Source organism: Ramlibacter sp. MAHUQ-53, from assembly GCF_052600055.1.
Genome location: NZ_JBQWTS010000003.1, coordinates 140588 through 163723 on the forward strand (window position 1 = coordinate 140588; position 23136 = coordinate 163723).

At 74.1% G+C, this 23136-nt stretch carries 24 protein-coding genes; 10 read left to right on the forward strand and 14 right to left on the reverse strand.

The features are described from left to right. The first annotated feature begins 83 nt into the window (after nucleotides 1-83). The 4 genes from ACT80S_RS06670 (at nucleotide 84) to ACT80S_RS06685 (ending at nucleotide 3910) form a co-directional block, all read left to right on the forward strand. The gene (locus ACT80S_RS06670; protein WP_377414206.1) at nucleotides 84-1373 is read left to right on the forward strand and encodes an MFS transporter; all 1290 of its coding nucleotides are present in this window, start codon (nucleotides 84-86) and stop codon (nucleotides 1371-1373) included. Nucleotides 1374-1438: 65 nt separating this feature from the next. Further along, nucleotides 1439-1825 carry a translational machinery protein gene (locus ACT80S_RS06675; protein WP_377414208.1) on the forward strand — a complete coding sequence of 129 codons (387 nt, stop codon included), beginning with the start codon at nucleotides 1439-1441 and terminating at the stop codon, nucleotides 1823-1825. 46 nt (nucleotides 1826-1871) lie between these two features. Continuing rightward, a complete protein-coding gene (gene tadA, locus ACT80S_RS06680) occupies nucleotides 1872-3002 on the forward strand; it encodes a tRNA adenosine(34) deaminase TadA (RefSeq protein WP_377414210.1) in 1131 nt (376 codons plus the stop codon). After that, nucleotides 2999-3910 carry an LD-carboxypeptidase gene (locus tag ACT80S_RS06685; protein WP_377414212.1) on the forward strand — a complete coding sequence of 304 codons (912 nt, stop codon included), beginning with the start codon at nucleotides 2999-3001 and terminating at the stop codon, nucleotides 3908-3910. Before tadA ends, ACT80S_RS06685 begins: the two co-directional genes overlap by 4 nt. 75 nt (nucleotides 3911-3985) lie before the next feature. Here the strand turns inward: ACT80S_RS06685 and ACT80S_RS06690 are convergent, their stop codons facing one another. Together ACT80S_RS06690 and ACT80S_RS06695 are read right to left on the reverse strand one after the other, a co-directional pair. Continuing rightward, nucleotides 3986-4330: a hypothetical protein gene (locus ACT80S_RS06690; RefSeq protein ID WP_377414214.1), complete on the reverse strand. Its 345-nt coding sequence runs from the start codon at nucleotides 4328-4330 to the stop codon at nucleotides 3986-3988. A gap of 173 nt (nucleotides 4331-4503) precedes the next feature. Then, a complete protein-coding gene (locus ACT80S_RS06695; RefSeq protein WP_377414215.1) occupies nucleotides 4504-5436 on the reverse strand; it encodes a 1-phosphofructokinase family hexose kinase in 933 nt (310 codons plus the stop codon). Between the two features lie 145 nt (nucleotides 5437-5581). Here ACT80S_RS06695 and ACT80S_RS06700 point away from each other — a divergent pair, with 145 nt between their 5' ends. After that, complete coding sequence (locus ACT80S_RS06700; RefSeq protein ID WP_377414217.1) at nucleotides 5582-6376, forward strand: GNAT family N-acetyltransferase; 795 nt, start codon at nucleotides 5582-5584, stop codon at nucleotides 6374-6376. 120 nt (nucleotides 6377-6496) lie between these two features. Here the strand turns inward: ACT80S_RS06700 and ACT80S_RS06705 are convergent, their stop codons facing one another. The 6 genes from ACT80S_RS06705 to mltG are packed head-to-tail and all read right to left on the reverse strand — an operon-like array spanning nucleotide 6497 to nucleotide 10997. Then, nucleotides 6497-7144 carry an ankyrin repeat domain-containing protein gene (locus ACT80S_RS06705; RefSeq protein WP_377414219.1) on the reverse strand — a complete coding sequence of 216 codons (648 nt, stop codon included), beginning with the start codon at nucleotides 7142-7144 and terminating at the stop codon, nucleotides 6497-6499. 14 nt (nucleotides 7145-7158) lie between these two features. After that, nucleotides 7159-7962, reverse strand: a complete 804-nt coding sequence (locus ACT80S_RS06710) for a TatD family hydrolase (protein ID WP_377414222.1) — start codon at nucleotides 7960-7962, stop codon at nucleotides 7159-7161. A 43-nt stretch (nucleotides 7963-8005) separates the two neighbouring features. After that, nucleotides 8006-8368: a PilZ domain-containing protein gene (locus ACT80S_RS06715; protein ID WP_377414225.1), complete on the reverse strand. Its 363-nt coding sequence runs from the start codon at nucleotides 8366-8368 to the stop codon at nucleotides 8006-8008. Between the two features lie 5 nt (nucleotides 8369-8373). After that, entirely contained in the window at nucleotides 8374-9366 is a 993-nt protein-coding gene (locus ACT80S_RS06720; RefSeq protein WP_377414547.1) for a DNA polymerase III subunit delta', read from the reverse strand. Beyond that, entirely contained in the window at nucleotides 9363-9995 is a 633-nt protein-coding gene (gene tmk / locus ACT80S_RS06725) for a dTMP kinase (protein WP_377414227.1), read from the reverse strand. Before tmk ends, ACT80S_RS06720 begins: the two co-directional genes overlap by 4 nt. Nucleotides 9996-10001: 6 nt before the next feature. Then, nucleotides 10002-10997, reverse strand: a complete 996-nt coding sequence (mltG, locus tag ACT80S_RS06730; protein WP_377414229.1) for an endolytic transglycosylase MltG — start codon at nucleotides 10995-10997, stop codon at nucleotides 10002-10004. Nucleotides 10998-11065: 68 nt separating this feature from the next. On the opposite strand from mltG, the gene ygfZ reads away from it, so the two are divergent. Beyond that, nucleotides 11066-11971, forward strand: a complete 906-nt coding sequence (gene ygfZ / locus ACT80S_RS06735; protein ID WP_377414231.1) for a CAF17-like 4Fe-4S cluster assembly/insertion protein YgfZ — start codon at nucleotides 11066-11068, stop codon at nucleotides 11969-11971. A gap of 95 nt (nucleotides 11972-12066) precedes the next feature. Here the strand turns inward: ygfZ and ACT80S_RS06740 are convergent, their stop codons facing one another. From ACT80S_RS06740 to ACT80S_RS06750, 3 genes are all read right to left on the reverse strand, one after another. Next, entirely contained in the window at nucleotides 12067-14043 is a 1977-nt protein-coding gene (locus tag ACT80S_RS06740) for an O-antigen ligase family protein (RefSeq protein ID WP_377414233.1), read from the reverse strand. Between the two features lie 90 nt (nucleotides 14044-14133). Next, on the reverse strand, nucleotides 14134-14637 hold the full coding sequence (locus tag ACT80S_RS06745; protein WP_377414235.1) for a GNAT family N-acetyltransferase: 504 nt from the start codon (nucleotides 14635-14637) through the stop codon (nucleotides 14134-14136). Further along, nucleotides 14634-15548 carry an alpha/beta hydrolase gene (locus ACT80S_RS06750; RefSeq protein ID WP_377414237.1) on the reverse strand — a complete coding sequence of 305 codons (915 nt, stop codon included), beginning with the start codon at nucleotides 15546-15548 and terminating at the stop codon, nucleotides 14634-14636. The genes ACT80S_RS06745 and ACT80S_RS06750 overlap by 4 nt, the downstream gene beginning before the upstream one ends. A 158-nt stretch (nucleotides 15549-15706) precedes the next feature. On the opposite strand from ACT80S_RS06750, the gene ACT80S_RS06755 reads away from it, so the two are divergent. The 4 genes from ACT80S_RS06755 (at nucleotide 15707) to leuD (ending at nucleotide 19348) form a co-directional block, all read left to right on the forward strand. Next, nucleotides 15707-16687, forward strand: a complete 981-nt coding sequence (locus ACT80S_RS06755; protein ID WP_377414239.1) for a Bug family tripartite tricarboxylate transporter substrate binding protein — start codon at nucleotides 15707-15709, stop codon at nucleotides 16685-16687. 65 nt (nucleotides 16688-16752) lie between these two features. Further along, entirely contained in the window at nucleotides 16753-17304 is a 552-nt protein-coding gene (gene rraA / locus ACT80S_RS06760; RefSeq protein ID WP_377414241.1) for a ribonuclease E activity regulator RraA, read from the forward strand. Further along, a complete protein-coding gene (gene leuC / locus ACT80S_RS06765) occupies nucleotides 17301-18728 on the forward strand; it encodes a 3-isopropylmalate dehydratase large subunit (RefSeq protein ID WP_377414243.1) in 1428 nt (475 codons plus the stop codon). Before rraA ends, leuC begins: the two co-directional genes overlap by 4 nt. Nucleotides 18729-18733: 5 nt before the next feature. Next, a complete protein-coding gene (gene leuD, locus ACT80S_RS06770; protein WP_377414246.1) occupies nucleotides 18734-19348 on the forward strand; it encodes a 3-isopropylmalate dehydratase small subunit in 615 nt (204 codons plus the stop codon). On the opposite strand, the gene ACT80S_RS06775 is transcribed toward leuD, so the two are convergent. From ACT80S_RS06775 to ACT80S_RS06785, 3 genes are read right to left on the reverse strand one after another with little or no spacing between them, the layout of a single operon-like run. Continuing rightward, nucleotides 19299-20399 carry an acyltransferase family protein gene (locus tag ACT80S_RS06775; protein WP_377414248.1) on the reverse strand — a complete coding sequence of 367 codons (1101 nt, stop codon included), beginning with the start codon at nucleotides 20397-20399 and terminating at the stop codon, nucleotides 19299-19301. The two genes, leuD and ACT80S_RS06775, sit on opposite strands and share 50 nt — an antisense overlap. After that, nucleotides 20396-21496, reverse strand: a complete 1101-nt coding sequence (locus ACT80S_RS06780) for a patatin-like phospholipase family protein (RefSeq protein WP_377414250.1) — start codon at nucleotides 21494-21496, stop codon at nucleotides 20396-20398. Before ACT80S_RS06780 ends, ACT80S_RS06775 begins: the two co-directional genes overlap by 4 nt. A 46-nt stretch (nucleotides 21497-21542) precedes the next feature. Then, on the reverse strand, nucleotides 21543-23075 hold the full coding sequence (locus ACT80S_RS06785) for a hypothetical protein (protein ID WP_377414252.1): 1533 nt from the start codon (nucleotides 23073-23075) through the stop codon (nucleotides 21543-21545). Nucleotides 23076-23136 lie beyond the last annotated feature (61 nt).

The following is a 23136-nucleotide window of genomic DNA, read 5'->3' on the forward strand; positions in this document are numbered from 1 at the left end:
TCACGGCCGCCGCCGGCGGCGGGTCCGGGCCGTGTCCCCCAGGCGGCTGTCGGCGGCACGCGCCAGGCCTTAGAGTCATGGCCATGCCATCCGCCGCCTCCGCGCGCCACGCGCCGGCCGACCCTGCGCTGATCGACTCGCGCTACGCCGCGTGGCGCCTGCTCGCGACGCTGGGCCTGGTGACCCTGGGCAACAGCGGCATGTACGTGGTCTCCGTGGTGCTGCCCGCGGTGCAGGCCGAATTCGGCGTGGGCCGGGCCGACGCCGCCATGCCCTACACGGTGATGATGGTCGCCCTGGGCCTGGGCGGCCTGTTCACGGGGCGCATCGCCGACCGCCACGGCATCAGCCGCGTGCTGTGGATCGGGGCCGCGGCGGTGTGCGGCGGCTTCGTCTGGGCCGGCCTGTCCGCCAGCATCTGGACCTTCGCCCTCGCGCACGGCCTGCTGCTCGGCCTGCTGGGGAGCTCCTCCACCTTCGCCCCGCTGATGGCGGACACCGCCCTGTGGTGGAACCGCCGCCGCGGCATCGCGGTGGCCGTGTGCGCCAGCGGCAACTACGTCGCCGGCTCGTTCTGGCCGCCGGTGGTGCAGTGGGGCATCGAGACCATCGGCTGGCGCCACACCTACATCGGCATGGGACTGGCCTGCGGCGCCGGCATGCTGCTGCTGTCGCTGGCCATGCGCCAGCGCCCCCCGCTGGTGGACGGGGCGGCGCCCCGGGCCGGCGCAGCCGCCAGCGGCGGCACCGACCGGCCCTTCGGCCTGCGCCCGGCGCACGCCCAGTTCCTGCTGTGCGTGGCCGGCGTGGCCTGCTGCGTGGCGATGTCGATGCCCCAGGTGCACATCGTGGCCTACTGCTCCGACCTCGGCTTCGGCGCCGCCCGCGGCGCGCAGATGCTCTCGCTGATGCTGGCCTGCGGCATCGTCAGCCGGCTGGTCTCGGGGATGATCTGCGACCGCATCGGCGGGGTGGCCACGCTGCTGCTCGGGTCGGCGCTGCAGGGCCTGGCGCTGCTGCTGTTCCTGCCGTTCGACGGGCTGGTGTCGCTGTACGTGGTGTCGGCGATGTTCGGGCTGTTCCAGGGCGGCATCGTGCCCTCGTACGCGATCATCGTGCGCGAGCACTTCCGGCCCCAGGAGGCCGGCGCGCGGGTGGGCGCGGTGATCATGGCCACCCTGGTGGGGATGGCCCTGGGCGGCTGGCTCTCGGGCTGGGTGTTCGACCTCACCGGCAGCTACCGCGCCGCCTTCCTCAACGGCATCGGCTGGAACCTCCTGAACCTCTCGATCGCGGGCTGGCTGTACCTGCGCGTGCGCCAGCGGAAAAAGCAGGTCAACCTGACCATGGAAGGCGCTTCGACCACGGGTTGACGTGCGTCAACGGGCGGGGCGGACCGCGGGTTTAACCTGAGTCCGTCAACACTCGAAAGGAACGCATGCACAGCTTTCACGTCGTCGCCTGGCTGGACCACACCGAGGCCCACGTCATCCACTTCAACCGCGACGAGTCGCAGACGGACATCATCAAGTCCGCCCACAAGCCGCACCTGCACGTGAAGGCCGGCGGCAACGGCGGCCGCACCGGCGAGGACCGCGCCTACCTGGAGCAGGTCGTCTCCGCCGTGAAGGATGCCGAGGCCATCCTCCTGACCGGCCCGGGCACCGAGAAGACCGTCCTGTACAAGTACCTCCTGAAGCAGCACCCGGCCGTGGCCGAGAAGGTGGTGTCGGTGGAGTCGTCCGACCATCCCACCGACGGCCAGCTCCTGGCCTACGCGCGCAAGTTCTTCATCGCTTCCGACCGGATGCGCCTGTCCGTCTGAGGACGCGGCGGCGGTCCCCGGCCGCGCCCGGGTACGATCGCCGCCTATGCAACAGCCTTCCACTTCCAGCAGCGACGAGAAGGCCCGCCGCGACCAGGCCTTCATGCGCCTGGCGATCGAGCAGGCGCAGCGGGCGGCCGAGGCCGGCGAGGTGCCGGTGGGCGCCGTGGTGGTGCAGGGCGACCGGGTGGTCGGCACCGGCCACAACGCCCCGGTCGGCAGCCACGACCCCACGGCCCATGCCGAGGTGCAGGCGCTGCGCATGGCGGCCCAGGCCCTGGGCAACTACCGCCTCGACGGCTGCGAGCTGTACGTGACCCTGGAGCCCTGCGCCATGTGCAGCGGCGCCATGCTCCATGCCCGGCTGGCGCGCGTCGTCTACGGCGCACAGGACCCCAAGACCGGCGCCGCCGGCTCGGTGGTCGACCTGTTCGCGCAGGAGCGCCTGAACCACCACACCGCGATCGAGGGCGGCGTGCTCGCGCAGGACTGCGGTGAGCTGCTCGGCGGCTTCTTCCGCCAGCGCCGCGAGGACCAGCGCGCCGGCGGGCAGCCGCTGCGCGAGGACGCGCTGCGCACGCCGGAGAGCCGCTTCGAGTCGCTGGCCGGCTTCCCCTGGACGCCCAACTACCTGGCCGACCTGCCGTCGCTGGCAGGCCTGCGCCTGCACTATGTCGACGAGGGCCCGCAGGACGCGCCGCGCACCTGGCTGTGCGTCCACGGCCCGGCCGCCTGGAGCTACCAGTTCCGCGACATGATCCCGGTCTTCCTGCGCGCCGGCCACCGCGTGGTGGCGCCCGACCTCGCCGGCTTCGGCCGCAGCGACAAGCCCAAGCGCGAAACCGCGCACGACCTGGACTGGCACCTGTCGGTGCTGCGTGACCTGGTGCTGCGCCTGGACCTGCGCCAGGTGGTGGTGGTGCAGGCGGCCGGCCTGCCCCTGGGCAAGGGCCTGCGCCTGGCGCTGCCCGAGCGCTGCGTCGGCCTGCTGCAGGTGGAGCCGCGCGCCAATGCGGCCACGCACGACGCCTTCGATGCCCCGTTCCCCGACCGCGGCCACCGCGCCGCGCTGCGGGCCTTCGAGGGCCTGGTGGCGCCGACCGACCCCATTTCCCCCGAGGACGGCGTGCTCGCCGCGGCACGCGCCCTCGGCCAGTTTCCCGAGGACGCCGCTTGAGCCACATCTACATCTATTCCCCCTCCAGCGCGGTGCGCGACAAGGCCGCCGCGCGCCGCGGCATCGCCCGCCTGCGCGCCCTGGGCCACGAGGTCGAGGTCGACGAGGCCGCCTTCGCCAGCCACATGCGTTTTGCCGGGGACGACGCCACCCGCCTGGCCGCCATCCACCGCGCCGCCGCCAGCGGCGCCGACATCGCCCTGATCACGCGCGGCGGCTACGGCCTGACCCGGCTGCTGCCGGACATCCGCTACAAGGCGGTGGCCCGCGCCATCGAGCGCGGCACGCGCTTCGTCGGCCTGAGCGATTTCACCGCCCTCCAGAACGCCGTGGCCGCCCGCGCCGGCGCCACCACCTGGGCCGGCCCGGCCCTGGGCGAGGACTTCGGCGTCGAGGGCGAGCCCGACGACATCATGCTGGCCTGCTTCGACGACCTGGCCGGCGGGGCGGGGGAGGGCACCGGCTGGCAGCTGCCCCGCGCCGAGGCGCGCGAGAAGCCCTGGCGCGCCCATGGCCCGCTGTGGGGCGGCAACCTGAGCGTGCTGGTGTCGCTGGTGGGCACACCCTACCTGCCGCCCGCCGACGGCGGCATCCTGTTCCTGGAGGACGTGAACGAGCACCCCTACCGCGTCGAGCGGATGCTCACGCAGCTGCTCCACGCCGGCCTCCTGGGGCGGCAGAAGGCGATCCTGCTGGGGCAGTTCACCAACTACAAGGCGGTGCCGCACGACAAGGGGTTCAAGCTGCAGACGGTGGTGGACTGGCTGCGCACCCGGGTCAAGGCGCCGGTCTTCACTGGCCTGCCGTTCGGGCATGTGGCGACCAAGGTCGTCCTGCCCGTGGGCCGCGAGGTCGACCTGGTGGTGGAGGGCCGCGACGCCCTGGTGCTCTGGGGCCACGCGCACTGAGCGGGCAGGGCCCGCGGGGCAGGCGGCCCCTTGGAATGCCGCCTGCCGCCGGCGCGGATCAGGCCGTCAGCGGGCTCAGCGCGGGTGCCGCGAGGGCCGCGGCTCGAGGCTGGCCGGCAGCAGGCCGGTGAACATGGCCGTCACCGACTCGAGCTGCTGGCGGGCACGGGCCTCGCCGTGCAGGGCCGCCAGCGCCCCCATGAGGTCGCTGCGCGCGAACCACAGCGCCTGCGGATCAGCCGCGAAGCGCACCCGCCGCACGAAGGCCGGGTAGGCGGCCTGGCCGTCCTCGCCCAGCAGTTCCAGCATCGCATCGCGGATGCGGTCCAGGGCCAGGTGGACATGGTCCGCCGACGGCTCTGAGCCATGGCCGAGCAGGGCGTACAGGCTGCTTCGCAGGTTCGGCTTCAGCCAGCGCATGCGACTCCCGCCTGCGTGACCTGTCCTGAGAACTTAGCTATCGGCATGTCCAGGAGAGTAGTTCCGGAGAATGCTCTTCCGCAAGCCGACTGTGTTTTTATTGCGACAGTAAAAACCAGAGAAAAATCAACGGGTTGGTAACCATTCGTGAGAACTCACCTGAATCGGAGTACTCACTCGACCTCGACACGCCCGCGCAGGGCCTCGATATCGGCGGGCCGGGCCAGCTCGGTCCCCGGCCTGATGAGCGCCGCGGTCCCTGCGGCGACGGCCGTGCGCAGGGCCTCGGGCCAGGGCGAGTCCTGGTCGCGGGCCCAGACCAGGCCGGCCAGGAAGCTGTCGCCGGCGCCCACGGTGCCGGCGACCGCGACATCCACCCGCTTCGCGCGGAACACGCCCTCCGCCGTGGCCAGCAGCGCGCCTTCCGGGCCCAGGGACAGGGCGACCGCTTCCGCCTGCCCGCTGTCCACCAGGGCACGCGCCGCCGCCTCCCGCGCCTGCGCCGTCGCCAGGGGGCGGCCGACGAGGTCGCTGAGTTCCCGCAGGCTGGGCTTGACGATCCAGGCGCCCTCGCGCAAGGCCTCGGCCAAGGGCGGCCCGGCGGTGTCGAGCACCAGGCGGGCCCCGCGGGCGCGTGCCAGGCGGGCCAGCCGGGCGTAGAAATCGTCCGGGACACCGGGCGCCAGGCCGCCGCTGGCGACGATGCAGCGCGGGACCGAGGGGAGGGTGGCGACGCGGTCCAGCGCCGCCTGCCACTCGGTGTCGTTGAGCGTGGGGCCCGGCAGCACGAAACGGTATTCATGGCCGGTGGCGGTTTCGCGCACGGTGAAGCTCTCGCGCGTCTCGCCGCCGATCGGCAGGTACAGGCTGGGGACGCCCTCGGCCACCACCAGGCGGCTGAGCCGTTCGCCGGTGGCGCCGCCGACGGTGTAGAGGGCCAGCACGTCAGCGCCCAGGCGGTGGAGCACGCGGGCGACATTCACGCCGCCGCCGCCGGGGTGGATGACCGGCTCGCCGCAGCGCAGCTTGTGGGCGTCGACCACGCGGTCCACGGTGGTGTTCAGGTCGAGGGCAGGGTTGAGCGTGACGGTGAGAAAGGCGGCCATGGGCCTATTGTGCGGACTGTGCGGTATCCCCGGTTTTGCGCTCGAGCCACACCGGGCTTACCCGGACGGGCGACCCGCGGCGCCGCGCCCGGGCCTAACCTCGTCGCGGCCTGGCCGGGTGGCCGGGCGCTACTGGGAGGCCGACATGTTCAAGACCGTGAGTTCCTTGTTCGGATGGATGGGCAACCTGGGCCGCAGCGCGCTGCGCCAGGCGGGCGGGCCCATGGCGACGCGGCTGCCGCCCATGCCGCCGCGCGTGCCCGGCGCGCTGTCCCAGGCGTTGTCCCAGGCCCCGGCCGATGCCCCGCCGTTGGGGGCGCGCCAGCTGGCCAAGGCCGCGTCCCTCGAGCCGCGGGCCAATCACGACCTGGCGGCCGTGAAGCCGCCGGTGGAGATCCGCTTCTTCACCCGCAGCGGCGTCGAGGCGCTGGTGCGGCGTCCCACGCCCAAGGACCTGGCGCCGATGGAGGCGTTCCTCGAGCGGTGCGCGCCGGACAACGAGGCCGGCGACGAAGGCACCGCGCCCGGGCCGGCCAGCGCCACGGTACAGGCCTGGATGGCGAGCAACCCGCGCCACGATGCCTTCATCGCCGTCGTCGACGGCCGGGTCGTCGGCTGCGCGACGCTGGATCCCCATCCACGCCACACCCAGACGCCCCAGGAAGCCGCCGTGCTGAAGGATGAAGGACTGGAGGCGTCGGAAGTCTGCGTGTCTCAGCTGCTGGTGGACCCGGAGCTTCGCGGGCACGGCATCGGCAAGGCGCTCAAGCAGGCCCAGGCGCGGGGTGCGGGCGATGCGGGCTACCGGGCGGTGATCGGCGAGACCCGCAGCCCGCGTGTCATGGCGCTGGCCGAGCGGCTGGGCGGGGTGGTCGCGCCGCAGGAGGCGCTGACCCGCTACACCGTGCTGCGCACCGAAGTCGATCGCAAGGACGGGTGAGGCAAGGGGCGGGCGGGGGCGGTCGCTGCCGGCCTTGCCGGCGTCGCTCGATTCGTTATTTGACATAACGCACATCGTGTTATTTTCATGGCGATGGATCGGCCCCAGTCGGGGCCGCATTCACCAGGCGCCGGCGGGCGCCTTCTGCCGAAGCCTCGCGGCGATCAGGTCCGCCACATCCTGCCGGCCCACGCGCAGTGCGAAGGCACGGGCGTCCAGGCCGAGCTGGTTCTTCAGGCTGGCGTCGGCGCCTTCGTCGAGCAGCAGCCTGACCGCGTCCGAGGAGCCGTACATCGAAGCCATCATCAGCGGCGTGCTGCCGTTGGGCGACTCCGCGTCGATGTAGGCATGGTGCTCCAGCAGCAGCCGGATCATGTCCAGGTGCCCGCCGGTGGCGGCGTAATGCAGCGGCGCCCAGCCGGGCTTGTTGACGTCGGCATCGCGCTCGATGAGCTTGCGGGCGATCGCCAGCCGGCCCTTGAGCGCGGCCATCATCAGCGGGCTCTCGTCGGCCAGGTTGCGGTGCTCGACCCGGGTCTGCGGCCAGCCGGCCAGGAGCTCCGCCACCCGGGGCGCCTCGTCCCGCAACGCCAGGTAGAGCCCGTGCTGGCCCTCCGGGCTGGGCGTGTTGGGGTCGAAGCCGCGCTGCAGGAGTTGGCGGAGGGTGCCGGTGTCATCACGCCGGATGGCGGTGAAAAAGTCCTCGTACGAGCCAGCGAACGACGAAGAAACTCCAATAATGACAACCAGATAAGCGACAAACCTCATCCAGCTTCTCATCATCATCGGGCCTCGGGAAACAGGCGTTCGAAGTTGGCGCTGGTGACCTCGCCCACCGCTTCCGGCGTCATGCCGCGCAGCTGGGCGATCTGGGCGGCAACGTAGGGCACGTAGGCCGGCGAGTTGGTCTTGCCGCGGTAGGGCACCGGCGCGAGGTAGGGGCTGTCGGTCTCGATCAGCATGCGGTCCAGCGGCACGAAGGCGGCCACCTCGCGCAGCTCGGCCGCGCTCTTGAAGGTGAGGATGCCGGAGAAGGAGATGTAGTAGCCCAGGTCCAGCGCCGCCCTCGCCACCTCGGCCGTCTCGGTGAAGCAGTGGAAGACGCCGCCGGCGCTGCCCGGGGAGCCGTCCTCGCCCTCCTCCTTCAGGATGGCCAGCGTGTCGCCCGAGGAGGCGCGGGTGTGGATCACCATCGGCTTGCCGACCTGCCGTGCCGCGCGGATGTGGGTGCGGAAGCGCTCGCGCTGCCACTCCAGGTCGGCCACGCTGCGGCCGCCCTTGCGGTCGTCCATCTGGTAGTAGTCCAGCCCGGTCTCGCCGATGGCGACGACCCGCGGCAGGGCCGAGCGCCGCACCAGGTCCTCCAGCGTGGGCTCCTGCACGCCCTCGTTGTCCGGATGGACGCCGACGGTGGCCCAGAAGTTGTCATGGGCCACGGCCAGGGCATGGACGTCGCCGAACTCCTCCAGCGTGGTGCAGATGCAAAGGGCCCGGTCGACCCGGGCGGCGGCCATGGCCTCGCGGATCGCGGGCAGCTGCTCGCGCAGCTCGGGGAAGCTCAGGTGGCAGTGGGAATCGACGTACATGGCACGGAGGGAGCGCCCCGCGGGCGCCCGGGGGAAACAGGGATCAGAGGGTCTGGGTCGGCCGGTCGGAGGCCAGGTGGCTGCCCAGGATCTCCTCGATCTTGATCTTCAGGAGCCGGGACTTCTCGTCCGCCGGGAAGCGGATGCCGACGCCCTGGGTGCGGTTGGCCGCGGCGCGCGCCGGGGTGACCCAGGCCACCTTGCCCGCGATCGGGTAGCGCTGGGGGTCGTCCGGCAGCGACAGCAGCACGTAGACATCGTCACCGAGCTTGTAGTCCCGCGTGGTCGGGATGAACACGCCGCCTTCCTTGAACAGCGGGATGTAGGCCGCGTAGAGGGCGGCCTTCTCGCGGATCGCCAGCTGGATGACGCTGGGCCGGGGCGGGGTGGGGAGGGGCGTGCTCATGAGGCTCAGGGACGCCCCGAGTGTAGGGCCGCCCGCGCGCGGGTCACAAGCGACTCCAGCATCAATCCGGCGTTGAACGGGTGTTCGACCGTGCGCATCGTTGCGGCGAGTTCACGCCACCACGCCGCCAGCTGGGGCAGCGAGGCGCCGGCGGGCAGGTCCTGGGCCGCGAAGAAGCGCGGTACGCCGCCGGCGGCGGTGGCCAGCAGGTCGTGGCACAGCTTCTGGAGGGCATCGACCGCCTCGGCCGGCGACCAGTCGCCCAGGGCCGCGACCTCGCCGCGGGCCACGGCCCTGGGCAGCTGGCTCCACTGGCGGGCATCGCGCCCGGCCTGGGCGCGGCGCAGGGCATCTTCCGGGCGGCCTCCGGCGGCGCGCAGCAGCACTGCGGCGTCGGCCTCGGGCACGCCCTCGGCCAGCAGCCAGGCCAGCGCCTCCCCGGGCTGGGGCCAGGCCAGGGTGTGGGTCAGGCAGCGGCTGCGGATGGTGGGCAGCAGCTGGTGCGCCGCCTCGCTGGCGAGGATGAAGCGCACCTCGCCCACCGGCTCCTCCAGCGTCTTGAGCAGGGTGTTGGCCGTGATCGCGTTCATGCGCTCGGCGGGGTAGACCACCACCACCTTGCCGCGCCCGCGGGCGCTGGTGCGCTGGGAGAACTCCACCGCGTCGCGCATGGCGTCGACCCGGATCTCCTTGCTGGCCTTGCGGGCCTTGTCGTCGATCTCCTTCTGCGCCTTCTCCGACAGCGGCCAGCCCAGGGCCAGCATGTGGGTCTCGGGCATCAGGAAGCACAGGTCGGCGTGGGTGCGCACGTCGATCGCGTGGCAGCTGGCGCAGGTGCCGCAGGCGCCGTCGGCCGAGGGCGACTCGCACAGCCAGGCCCGCGCCAGGCCCAGCGCCAGGTCGTACTGGCCCAGGCCCGAGGGGCCCTGCAGCAGCAGTGCGTGGCCGGGCTGGGCCTGCAGGGCCCGCACCTGGCCGGCGATCCACGGGGCGGTCACAGCCACCCCCGCGCGGCCACGGCGCCGCGCACCGCGTCCCACACCGCCTCGCGCGGCTGCGCGGCATCGATGCGGGCGAAGCGGGCCGGCTCCGCCTCGGCACGGCGGCGGTAGCCGGCCTGCACCGCGGCAAAGAAGTCCAGCGGCTGGGACTCGAACTTGTCCGGCACGCGCGCGCCGGCCAGGCGGCGGGCGGCCTCGCCCGGGTCCAGCTCGAACAGCACCGTCAGGTGCGGCTGGCGCAGGCCCTGCCCCGCCCTGCCCTGCACCATGCGTTCGAGCTGGGCCAGCGTGTCCCAGTCGAAGCCGCGGCCCCCGCCCTGGTAGGCGAAGGTGGCGTCGGTGAAGCGGTCGCAGATCACCACCCCGCCGGCGGCGAGGGCCGGCTCGATCACCTGCTGCAGGTGGTCGCGGCGGGCGGCGAACATCAGCAGGGCCTCGGTCAGGGCATCCATGGGCTCATGGAGCGCCAGTTCGCGCAGGCGTTCGGCCAGCGGCGTGCCCCCGGGCTCGCGGCTGCGGGTGACGCGCCGGCCGGCGGCGGCGAAGGCCTGGGCCAGGGCGTCGATGTGGGTCGACTTGCCGGCACCGTCGATGCCTTCGAAGCTGATGAAGAGTCCCTGGTCCATGCCCGTTCACTGCCCCCGCTGGTACTTGTTGACGGCCCGGTTGTGTTCGTCGAGCGTCTGGCTGAAATGGCTGCTGCCGTCGCCGCGGGCCACGAAATACAGCGCCGGGCTGGAGGCCGGCTGCACCGCCGCGAGCAGCGAGGCCTTGCCCGGCATGGCAATGGGCGTGGGCGGCAGGCCGCGGCGGGTGTAGGTGTTCCAGGGCGTGTCGGCCACCAGGTCGGCGCGGCGCAGGTTGCCGTCGAAGGCGGGACCGAGGCCGTAGATCACGGTGGGGTCGGTCTGCAGCGGCATGCCGATGCGCAGGCGGTTGTTGAACACCGCGGAGACCATCGGGCGGTCGCCGGCGCGGCCGGTCTCCTTCTCGACGATGCTGGCCAGCACCAGGGCCTCGGCCGGCGTACGCGCCATGGCCTGCGGCGAGCGCTGGGCCCAGGCGGCCTCGAGCTTGCGGTCCATGGCCTGCAGGGCGCGGCGCAGCACGGTGGTGTCGCTGGCGCCCTTGCTGAAGGTGTAGGTGTCGGGGAAGAAGCGGCCCTCGGCGGGCACGCCGGGGCGGCCCAGGCGCTCCATCACCGCCTCGTCGCTCAGGCCGGCGGTGTCCGGCTTGAGGTCGGCCTCGCGGGCCATGGCGGCGCGGAACTGGCGGAAGGTCCAGCCCTCGATCAGGGTCACGGCGCGCAACGCCTCGTCGCCGCGTGCCAGCTTGGCCAGCAGGGCGCGCGGCGTGACGCCAGCCTCCAGCTCGTAGCTGCCGGCCTTGATCTGGCGGGCCTGGCCGGACACGCGGAACCACGCGAACAGCAGCAACGGCTCCACGTCCACGCCCGCCTCGCGCACGACGCGGGCCACCTCGCGCGGCAGGGTGCCGGGCTCGATGGACAGGTCCACCCGCGGCGCGCGCAGCGCCATCGGCTGGTGGACCCACCACAGCAGGCTGCCGGCGACGGCGATCGCGGCGAGGGCCGCGGCGATCAGGACATTCAGGAGGAGGCGCCGCACGAGCAAAGGGGAGATGGGGACTGGCCCGGTTCGGGCAGGGGACGGTGATCGGGGATGATAATTCAGCGATGACCACGCGACTGGATGGCGTGGCCGCCCTGCCCCACCTCGGGGTGATCCGGGCGGCCGGCGAGGACGCCCGCAAGTTCCTCCACAGCCAACTCACCCACGATTTCCTGCTGCTGCCGCCGCAACGCGCGCGCCTGGCGGCCTTCCTCTCGGCCAAGGGCCGGATGCAGGCCAGCTTCGTCGCCGTGCCGCTGGGGCCGCAGGACATCGCCCTGGTGGTGAGCCGGGACCTGCTGCCGGCAACGCTCAAGCGGCTGTCGATGTTCGTGCTGCGCGCCAAGGCCAGGCTGACCGATGCCACCGCGGAATTCAGCCTGCGCGGGCTGGCCGGCGCGGCCGCCGGCGCCACGCTCGCGCCCTGGGCCGTCGAGGCGCGCGGCGAGGCGCAGGTGGTCGGCCTGTACCCCGCAGACGGCCAGCCGCGCGCCCTCTGGCTGGCGCCGGCCGGCACGCCCGAGCCAGCCGGCCCGGCGCTGGCGCACGAGGCCTGGCTGTGGGGTGAGGTGCGCAGCGGCGTCGCCACCCTGGGCCAGCCGCTGTTCGAGGCCTTCGTGCCGCAGATGCTCAATTACGAGTCGGTCGACGGCGTCAACTTCAAGAAGGGCTGCTACCCCGGCCAGGAGGTGGTGGCCCGCAGCCAGTTCCGCGGCACGCTCAAGCGCCGCGCCACGCTGGCCCATGCGGATGCGCCCCTGCAGGCCGGCCAGGAGATCTTCCACTCGGCAGACCCGGAGCAGCCCTGCGGCCTGGTGGCCCAGGCCGCGCCGGCACCGGGCGGCGGCTGGGACGCCATCGTCTCGCTGCAGCTGGCGGCCATGGAAGGCGGCAGCCTGCATGCGGGCGCGGCCGGCGGGCCGGTGCTGTCGCTGCAGCCGCTGCCGTACGAGCTGCTCGCGGACATCTGACGGCAACGGCGGGCCCCCGGCATCCGGCTCGCACGGGGATCGGGACGCCGTGGCGCCCGGGGCATCGGGGTCGCGACGGCCCCGCGCCGCGGCCTTCAGCGCTGCTGGTCCATCCAGGCCCGCTGCTGCGGCGTGGCAAGGTCCCGGGCACGCGCCGCCAGCGCGTCGTCGCCCGCCTGGCGCGCGAGCACGAAGGCGGCCAGCACCATGTCCGCATCCGCGGCGCCGCGCGCCACCGCGTCGCGCGCCCGGGCCAGCGCCCCGGCCTCGTCGCCGCCGCGCGCCAGCAGCACCACCTCCAGCGAGCGCACCGAGGGCGCATCCGGCTGCACCGCGAGGGCCCGCGCCAGGTAGGCCCGCGCGCCGGCGTCGTCGCCCAGGTTGGCGTGGCCGCGCGCGGCGTTGGTCAGGAGCGCGACGACGTAGGGCCGCGAGGCCAGCACCGACTCCCAGATCCAGGTGGCGTTGGACCAGTCGCCCCAGCGGGCGAGCTCGTCGGCCACCATCGGCGTGAGCTTGCGGTAGTGCGGGTTGAGGGCCACCGCCTCCTCCACCTGCCGCAGCATCTGCGCGCGGGCCGGGCCCCAGGCCGGGTCCTGCGGGCGGCCGGAGGCGGTGATGGTCAGCGCGATCCGCGCCGCCTCGACCAGCTTGCGCTCGACCTCGGCGGCCCGGGCGGTGATGATCGCCGCGACCACCAGCGCGCCCGCCGACAGGATCACCCCCAGCCGCGCCGCCTGCGCGGACCAGCCCTGGATCGGCCACGCCTCCAGCCGGCGCGGCGCCGCCAGCCGGGCCTGCGAGCCCGCCAGCAGGCCCAGGCACAGCGCGAACAGCGCCCCGGTGGCCGCCAGCCGCCAGGCGAAGCCGACCTGGCTCACCACCATCAGCACCAGCAGCGAGGCCAGCGCCGTGGCGCGCCACGGCGCCTCGGCCTGCGCCGCCGGTGCGCGATCCCGCAGCGTGGCCGCCGCCACCCGCAGCAGCCAGGCCAGCAGGCCGGCCAGCACCGCCCAGCCCACCAGGCCGTACTCGGCGACCAGCTGCAGGAATTCGTTGTGCACGTAGTAGTCGGTCTCGAGCTGCGCGCCGCCGGCCTGGAAGCGCGGCACCTGCACCTCCCAGGCACCGGCACCCACGCCCGCCAGCGGGTGCGCCGCGACCATGCGGCCGGTGGCCTGCCACATCTGCATGCGCAGGCCCAGCGAGGGGTCGTCGGGCCGGATCGACTGGGTGCGGACCAGGGCCCGGGCGGCCGGGGTCAGGCCGCGCCCCTCCTCGGCGATGCGGGCGTTGCCGGTGGGGATCGCGCCGAGCACTGCGATCGTGGCGAGCAGCACGCCCGCGGCGATGGCGCGGCGCCGGCCATCCCAGCCGGCCAGCGCCACCTGGCGGCGGCACCGCCACACGAGCAGAGGCAGCACCACCAGCACCTGCAGCCACAGCGCCATCAGCGCCGCGCGCGTGCCGGTCATGCCGATCGCGACGACGACCAGGCCGGTGCTCGCGGCCATCGCGGCGATGGCCGCGGGCCGGCGGGCCTGCGCCAGCAGCAGCCAGGAGAACGGCAGCGCGCTCACCGCGTACTCGGCGAAGAAGTTGCGGTTGACGAAGGTGGAGGCCGGGTTCGGGCCCTGCGGGAAGAAACGCCAGTCCAACCAGAACTGCAAGGCCGCCCACAGCGAGCAGGCCACGGTGCCGGCATGCACCCCAAGCGCCAGCCAGGGCAGGCGCTGCGGGGTCAGCAGCTGCATCGCCAGCCACGCCAGCAGCGTGAACAGCGTCCAGCGCACCGCCTCCACCCCGCCCAGGAACGCATGCGACCAGGCCATGCTGCCCAGCGCCCAGGCGAGCAGCGCCAGCGGCAGCCACAGCACCGCGTGCCAGTGGACCGGCGCGGCCTCGCGGCGCTGCGCCCAGAAGAAGGCCAGCGCCGCACCGAGCGTGAGGAAGGCGACCGCGGCGGACTTGAAGGTGTCCTGCAGCATCAGCTCCGAGGGCACGCCCAGGGCGGGCACGAGCAGGGCCATCAGCGCGAGCAGCGCGGCGGGCCGGTCCTGCCAGGCGGGCATCGAGGTCGTCGCGGTGGTTGCAGCCGCTGGCGGGATGGCGGGCGCGGCGGCCGGGGCCGCCGGACGGGCGCTGCGGTGGCGCGCCATGCCTCAGCCGGCCCGCAGCGGCGCGGCCATCTCGATGTGGGGGATGCCCACCTCGTCGAAGGGTTCGCCCCGCGGGATGAAGCCCAGGTCGCGGTAGAACGCCTCGGCGCTGCGCTGCGCATGCAGCACCACCTCGCGGTCGCCGCGGTCGCGGGCGGCGTCCATCAGCGTGCGCATCACCAGCCGGCCCACGCCGGCGCCGCGCAGCGCCTCGTGCACCGCGACCCGGCCGATCTTGGCGATGCCCGGGCCGCCCCGCAGCAGCCGCCCGGTGGCCACCGGCACGCCGGCGCGGCTGGCCACGACCACATGCAGCGCGGTGGCATCGTCCTGGTCCCACTCCATCTCGGCGGGGATGCCCTGCTCGTGCACGAAGACCCGGACGCGGACCGGGGCCGCGTCGTCCCGCAGCGAGGCCCAGTCGCCAGTGCGCACGGCCAGCACCGGCAGGCCGGCCTTGAAGTCCGCCGCCAGCGCGCGCAGCGGGGCCAGGGTGTCGTCGTTCATGCGAGCAGCGCCTCCGACAGGGCCCGCGCGGCGTCGGCATGGGCCTGCAGCGCCTCGGGGATCACCCGTCCCATCTTGATGAATTCATGCACCACGCCGTGGTACAGCTCCAGCTGCACGGGCACGCCGGCGGCGCGCAGCTTGTCCGCGTAGGCCAGGCCTTCGTCCACCAGCGGGTCGCACTCGGCCAGGCAGAACCAGGCCGGGGCGACGCCGTCGACGTCCGGGGCGTTGAGCGGGGCGAAGCGCCAGTCATCGCGCTCGTGCTCGGCGATGTACTGGGCGAAGAAGTAGTCGATCAGCGTCTCGTCCAGCAGCAGGCCCTCGCGGTAATGCAGGCGCGACGGCAGCTCGGCACGCGGCGCGCAGCCGGGGTAGACCAGCAGCTGCAGCCTCAGCGGCAGGCCGGCGTCGCGGCAGGCGATGGCGCAGACCGTGGCCAGGGTGCCGCCGGCGCTGTCGCCGCCCACGGCGAAGCGGGCCGGGTCCAGGCCGAGGCTGGTGCCCTCGCGCACGAGCCACTGGAGCGCGTCCCAGCTGTCGTCCACCGCCACCGGGAAGCGGTGTTCCGGCGCGAGGCGGTAGCCGAGCGACACGACGGCGCAGCCGCTGCGGCGCGCCAGTTCGCGGCACAGCGTGTCGTGCGTGGCGATGCTGCCCACGGTGAAGCCGCCGCCATGCAGGTACAGCAGCCAGGGGCGCGGCGCCGCGCCCTCGCCGGCATACAGGCGGGCGGGCAGCGCATGGCCGTCGCGCGCGGGGATCGTGAAGTCCTCGACGCGGGCCAGCGCCGGCCTGGAGATCTCGAGCACGCCGGCGCCGGCCTCGTACGCGGCGCGGGCCTGCGCCGGCGGCAGGGTGTGCAGGGGAGGCTTGCCCGCGCGGGCCATGCGCTGGAGCACGGAACGCATCGCAGGGGTGAGTCGCGGGTGTGGCATCGGTCGGCTGGAAAACTGGGGCATCGTAACCGGGCCCGCCGGCGCGCCCGCATCCGGGACGCGGACATGACAGGAAGGCCGCCGCGCAGCGGTGACAATCGCCGCTTTCCGTCCCACACGCAGGAGACCCCATGCCCCGCTTCAAGCTCCCGCGCCGCCTGGCGCTGTCCGCCCTCCTCGGCCTGGCCTTCGCCGGCCCCGCGCTCGCCCAGGCCTGGCCCGACAAGCCGCTGCGCATCGTCGTGGGCTTCGCCCCCGGCGGCTTCACCGACGTCCTGGGCCGCGTCATCGGCCAGAAGCTCTCCGAGCGCCTGGGCCAGCCCGTGGTCATCGAGAACAAGGCCGGCGCCGCCGGCACCCTGGGCGCCGACCTGGTGGCCAAGGCCAAGCCCGATGGCTACACCCTGCTGATGGCGCACAGCAACTCCAACTCCGTCGCCCCGGCGCTGTACCCCAAGCTGCCGTACGACGTGATCAAGGACTTCACGCCCATCATCCGTGTCGCCAGCACCCCGCTGCTGCTCACGGTGAACCCCAACGTGCCGGCGCAGGACGTGAAGTCCTTCGTGGCCCTGGCCAAGGCCAAGCCCGGCGCGCTGCGCTTCGCCTCCTCCGGCGGCGGCAGCGCCCAGCACCTGGGCGCCGCCCGCTTCATGCTGGCCACCGGCACGCAGATGACGCACATCCCGTACAAGGGCAGCGGCCAGGCCATCGTCGACCTGCTCTCCGGCCAGGTCGAACTGAACTTCGAGAGCCCGCCCAACGTGATGACCCACGCCGCTGCGGGCAAGCTGCGCCTGCTGGCGATCACCGCCGCCAAGCGCTCGCCGCTGCTGCCCAACGTGCCCACCCTGGCCGAGGCCGGCGTGCCCAACGCCGAGATGCTGCAGTGGTTCGCGGTGATGGGCCCCGCCGGCCTGCCGCGCGAGATCACCCAGAAGCTGAACACCGAGATCGCCGCCATCCTGAAGATGCCGGACGTGGCGGAGAAGATCGCCTCCCAGGGCGGCGAGATCCTGGGCGGCTCGCCCGAGGACTTTGCCCGCTTCCTGGCCACCGACACCGTCGCCTGGGCCAAGCTGGTCAAGGAAGCCAACGTCCGCGCCGACTGAGCGCCAGCGCGTGCCGGGCCCGAGGGCCCGCACGCCCCCCCTGAAGTACCCGAGATGACTTCCGCATGATCCCCAAGACCACCGACCTGTGCGACGCCTGCGAGGACGCCCAGGCCTGCGCCCTTCCCTTTCGCGGCTACGGCCGGCGCCGCGCCTTCGCCGGCCCGATCCGCACGATCCGCTGCCATGAGGACATCGGCCTCATGCGCAACGCCGTCAACCAGCCGGGCAACGGCCAGGTGCTGGTGATCGACGGCGGCGGCTCGGTCGCGCGCGCGCTGTTCGGCGATGTCATGGCCGGTGTCGCCAGCCGCAACGGGTGGGCGGGGCTCGTGATCAACGGGGTGATCCGCGACTGCCTCGAGATCGACGGCATGGACATCGGCGTCAAGGCCCTGGGCACCGTGCCGCGCCGCGGCAGCCGCGACGGCGCCGGCGAGGTGGACGTGCCGGTCACCTTCGGCGGGATCACCTTCATCCCCGGCCGCCGGCTGGTGGCCGACGAGGACGGCGTGATCGTCCTGCCGGAGGGCCTGACCGAGGCCGACATCGCCGTCGACGACGTGGTGGCCGCGACCGCGGCCTACGCCGGCACCGCCTCGCAGGCCCCGCGGTGAGCGGCCGCACCCTGTACCGCCGCATCGTCGACGCGCACACCGTGCGCGCCCTCGACGATGGCAAGGTGCTGCTGTACGTGGACCGCCAGGTCCTCAACGAGTACACCAGCCCGCAGGCCTTCGCCGCGCTGCATGCGGCGGGCCGCAGCGTGTGGCGGCCGCAGGCCACGATCGCGGTGGTCGACCACGTCAACCCGACCACCCCGGAGCGCAGCGCCCGCACCATGGTCATCGCCGACGCCGCGCGCGCCACCCAGGTCTCGCTGCTGGCGCAGAACTGCGCGCGCCACGGCATCGAGCTGTACGACATGCTGGACCCGCGCCAGGGCATCGAGCACATCGTGGCCAGCGAGCAGGGCCTGGTGCTGCCCGGGATGGTGATCGCCGCCGGCGACAGCCACACCACCAGCCACGGCGCCATGGGCGCGCTCGGCTTCGGCATCGGCAGCAGCGAGATCGAGCACCTGCTGGCGACCCAGACCCTGGTCTGGACGCCCATGAAGTCGATGCGCGTCGAGTTCACCGGCCGCCCGGGCCCGGGCGTCACCGCCAAGGACCTGGTGCTCGCCCTGATACGCCGGATCGGCGCCGACGGCGCCAGCGGCCACGTGATCGAGTTCACCGGCGAGGCCGTGCGCGCGATGGGCGTGGAGGGCCGCCTGACCCTGTGCAACATGGCGGTGGAGGCCGCCGCGCGCGGCGGCATCGTCGCGCCGGACGACACCCTGTTCGATTACCTCCACGGCCGCCCGCGCGTGCCGCAGGGCGCGCTGTGGGACCAGGCCGTGGCCGCCTGGCGCGGCCTGCGCAGCGACGACGACGCGGCCTTCGACGCCACCGTCACGATCGACGCCACGGACGTCGCGCCCATGGTCACCTGGGGCACCAGCCCGGACCAGGGCGGCGCCATCGGCCAGCCCGTGCCGGACCCCGCCGCCGAGCGCGACCCCACCCGCCGCCGCGGCATGGAGCGCGCCCTCGAGTACATGGGCCTGGCCCCCGGCCAGGCCATGGACGGCCTGGCGATCAGCCATGCCTTCATCGGCTCGTGCACCAACAGCCGCATCGACGACCTGCGCGACGCCGCCCGCGTGCTGCGCGGGCGCAAGGTGGCGCCGGGCGTGCGCGCCATCGCCGTGCCCGGCTCGACCCAGGTGCGCGCCCAGGCCGAGGCCGAGGGCATCGCGCGCGTGTTCGAGGAGGCCGGCTTCGAGTGGCGCCAGGCCGGCTGCTCGATGTGCGTGGCCATGAACGACGACCACCTGCAGGCCGGCGACCGCTGCGCCTCCAGCACCAACCGCAACTTCGAGGGGCGCCAGGGCGCCGGCGCCCGCACCCACCTCATGAGCCCGGCGATGGTGGCGGCCGCCGCCGTCACCGGCGCGATCACCGACGTGCGCCGCCTGCTGCCGGCGCAGGGCTGAACACCATGGAACCCTTCACCACCCTCACCGGCGTGGCGGCCGCCCTGCCCGCCGCCCATGTGGACACCGACCAGATCATGCCCAAGCAGTTCCTGCGCGGCATCGACCGCAGCAGCGGCCTGGCCGAGGGCTTCCTGCACGACCTGCGCTTCGAGGCGCCGGGCCGCCCGCGCCCGGGCTTCGTCCTGAACCAGTCGCCCTGGACGGCGGCCCGCATCCTGGTCACCGGCCCGAACTTCGGCTGCGGCTCCAGCCGCGAGCACGCGGTCTGGGGCATGCGGCAGCTGGGCATCCGCTGCGTCATCGGCACCACCTTCGGCGGCATCTTCGGCGACAACTGCACCCGCAACGGCGTGCCGGCGATCCGCCTGCCCGCCGCCGAGGTGGAGCGCCTGCTGGCCCTGGCCGCCGACCCGGCGCGCTGCGAGATGACGGTGGACCTCGCCGCCGGCGAGATCCGCACGCCCGGCGACGGCCGCTGCCTGCGCTTCGACTTCGACCCGCTGCAGCGGCACATGCTGCTGAACGGCCTGGACGCCGTGGGCCTGACCCTGCAATGGGCCGACGAGATCAGGCGGTTCGAGCAGGACGCGCTGGCCCGCCAGCCCTGGATGGCGTAGGCAGCAGGCGCCGGCCGGCGCTGCGCAGCGGGCGCTCGAACCAGCGCTCGCTGGCCCTGGCCAGGGCGCAGGTCACCGCCAGCCCGCCCGCCAGCACGGCCCACCGCGTCGCCGCCGGCAGCTGCTCGATCGGCGTGCCGGTGAACGCCGGCAGGACGAACCAGGTGAAGCCGAAGAACACCATGGGGTGCAGCAGGTAGGCGCCGTAGGTCACGTCCCCCAGCCAGGCCGCCAGCGTCGCGGCCCGCCCCGACAGCACCACCCGCCCGCTGGCCCACACGCACAGCGCGCAGGCCGCCGGCAGCAGCACGCCGCGCCAGCCCACGAGCTCGTCGCCCGGCACGGCGGGAGCCAGCGCCAGCAGCAGCGCCCCCATGGCGAGCCACACCGCGGCCCCGGCGCGCGCGGACAGCGGCGGCAGCCCCCGGCGCTGCGCCCAGCCGACCAGGCAGCCGGCGAAGAAATACGCCCCGAAGGCCGGCACCTGGTGGTAGGCCACGCTGGCCGCGGCCAGCCCGTGCGCGCCCACGGTGGCGGCGATCCAGCCGGCCTGCACCGCGACCAGCAGCGCGAGCACGACCCAGCGCAGGCCCGGCCGCGGCAGCACGCGCACGAGGGCGGGCATGGCCAGGTAGAACACGAACTCGATGCCCAGCGACCAGCCGCCGATGGCCAGGGCCCACACCCCGGGGTCGTACAGGCCGAAGGCGAAGCTGGCGTTGAGCGCCAGCCGGAAACCGAGCTGGTCGGTCCACGCGCCATCGCGCGCGGCCAGCATCGCCAGGAAGCCCACGCACACCGCCAGGTACAGGGGCGCCAACCGCAGCCACCGCAGCACCAGGAAGCCGGCCACCGAGCGCGGGTCACGCAGCCCGTCGCCGTACACATAGGCCAGGCTCGCCCCGGAGAGCAGGAAGAACAGGTAGACGCCGTAGGTGGCCAGGGTCGGCAGGTCGGCCAGGCCCTGCCAGACCATCAGGTGGTAGCTGGCCACCGCCAGCGCGCACAGCCCGCGCAGCAGGTCCCAGCCGAGGACGCGTCCGGGGCTCACAGCGGCTGGATCCGCGACAGGTCCGGCCGGTCCAGCCAGGCGGCGAACTCGTCGGCCAGCTGCCGGCCGGCCGCGACCGCGGCGTCCCAGGCCCGGGTGCGCTCGGCCACCCCCTCGCCATGGCCGTAGCGGGCGAAGTCGGTGCGATCGGGCAGCTTGCCGTTGGGGAGGGTGGCGACCCAGGCGGGATCGGGCGCGAGCAGGAGCATGTTGTCCAGGAAGGGGGTGGCGCCATGCCGCCAGCGCAGGCCCTTGTCGAGCCAGCCGGGCACGACCGCGCGCTGGAAGTGCGGGTACAGCACCAGGCCGCCGCCGCCGGCCGGCGCGTGGTAGTTCAGGTGCAGGTGGTAGTCGGTGATGCCGCCGTCCCAGTAGGCGCCGGGCGGCGCGCCGGGGATGTCCTGCACCGCGCGTAGCGCGAACGGGATGGCGCAGCTGGCCTGCAGCGCGGCGTGGAAGTTCTGCGCGTTCAGCGGCACCTGGCGGGTGCGGAAGTCATGCGCGGCGAAGGGCAGGCCACCCTCCCCCGTCGAGAAGATCACCCGCTCCAGCCAGCCGCCCAGCGCGCGCCGGCTCAGCGCGTTCGAGAGGAAGGCGCCGGCATACCCCAGCGGCGTGGCCAGGGGGTGCTCGCGCCGCAGCAGGTGCCGGCCGCGCGCGGCCACCACGTGCAGGCGGTAGCGGGGATGCCGCAGCACGGCGTCGACCTGGCCGTCGTAGAACGCGCGCAGGCTGCCTGCGAAGCGCTCGGAGACATGGTCCGCCGTCGGGTGCCGCCGCCCGGGGGGCACCTCGTAGCGCTGCCCGGTGTAGGCCCGGGCGAAGCGCTCGAAGGCCTCGCGCGGGTCCGGCAGGCAGGCGGTGGCCAGGCGCCACGCGCCGATGGAGGCACCCACCAGGTGGATGGTCTGGCGGCTGCCCCGCAGCCACTCGCCGAAGAGGAACTGGTCCAGCGCCGTCAGCACCAGGCCCTTGGGGCCGCCCGCCGCGCCGGGAATGACGGCGATGTCCCGCGGCGACAGGCCGTGGGTCAGCAGGTGCTGCCGGGCGCGGGGCCCGGCATGGAGGACGAGTGCAGGAGAACGGGAGCGGGACATCGGGTCGTCCTGTCCGGCGGCACCGGGCCGCGGGACAGCTAACCCATCAATGGTACCCGGAGCCCGGGTGCCCCGAGCCGGCCTGGAGGCCCTCCAGGATCAGGGCGCGCCGCTCGCCGGTCGCCCGCGTGCCGGCCGCGGGGACGCCCCGGGGGCGCAGGGAAATCTCGACGAACTCGTCGGCCAGGTCCTCGCAGCCCGGCCCCGTGAGGCCCGGGCCGGCGGCGAAGCGCGCGTACTGGGTGGCGAGCGCCACCACGTCCCGCGCCTCGCCGGTCGCCGCGTACTGCCAGAGCATGGCGCGCAGGTCGGCGTCGACGCGGGACGGCTGCCCCCGCAGCAGGGTCCGCAGGTGGTAGAGGCCCTTCACGAGGTGCCGCTCGCCCCAGCCGGGCAGCGAGGGCTGGAGTTCCCGCAGGCGGGCGACGATCCGGGCGCCGCGCGCCGTGCCGAAGTCCGGCCCGTCCGTCTCGGCCTCGGCCGGGCTCGCGTCCATGCGCTCCAGGCTGGCGAGGTCGTCCAGGTCGCAGCCGACGGCCCAGGCCGCACAGCCCGCCGCGCCGGCGTTCACGCCGCAGCCCTGCATCATCACCTTGAGGACATCGCTGCCGGCCCAGGCCGGCTCGCCGTACTGGTTGAAGATGGCGATCAGCCGCCCGGACGACACCTCCTGCATCGCCGCCGCCAGCTGGCGGCTGCCCTCGAGCGTTCCCGCATTGCCCAGGCGCGCCAGGTAGCGGACCAGCCGGTAGGCGCGGAGGTACGACAGCTGCCCCACGTCCAGGCCGTCGCGCCAGTTCCTGAGTTCAGCGATGACCTTGTGCAACGGGAAGCGCGGGTCGCGGCGCCGGTCCCCCGCGGCCAGGTCGCCGCGGGCCTTGAGCACCTCGCACTCCAGCCGCAGCAGCTCGTCCTTGGCGATGGCGTCGGCGCCGGCCGACGCGTGCAAGGCGCCGAGGGTGCCCAGGAGGACGGCGTCCCCGGCGGCCTGGCGCCAATCCGTGCCCTCCAGCCACGCGCCCGGCGCCATGGCCTTGGACACCAGGGCCTGGCACAGGCGCTCGCGCGTGGCGGGCGGGGCGCAGGCCAGCCCGCGGCCGACCGCCGCGATGGCGTCGCGCAGCGGCCGTCCGGCACTCCCTGGCTCGGGCCCGGCCTTCCCGTCGGCCTTCCCGTCGGCCGCCTGGCAGCGGTCCGCCAGGCGGGCGACCCAGCGGTCGATCTGGCGTTCGGCCCGGGCGCCGTCCTCGCCGCCGGCCGCCCAGCGCCGTCCCAGCAACTCGCCGTCGAAACCGCCGGCGTCGCCCGCGCCGCCTTCCAGCCCGGTGACCCGGGACGCCATGGCGCCCGGCCCGTACTTGCGGTCGCCACAGCCGGCCTCGGGCTCGGGCTCGCCCGCGTCCTGCAGCCGCTGGCGGGCCGCGTGGGCGGCTGCGCTCTGCGGGGCGGCGGGATCGAGGACCGCGACCGAGCGGCTCCCGGCCGGGCCGCTGGCGCCGGGGCCGTCGGCCTTGCCCTCCGGTGCGGGCGCCGGGGGGCGGAACACGGGGGCGGCGTCAGTCTTGTGGATCGGCTTCACGGCAAGGCTCCTTGGGGTGGAACCGGGGCCCTCCCCGGCGCCGCCTTGCGGAACCCGCCGC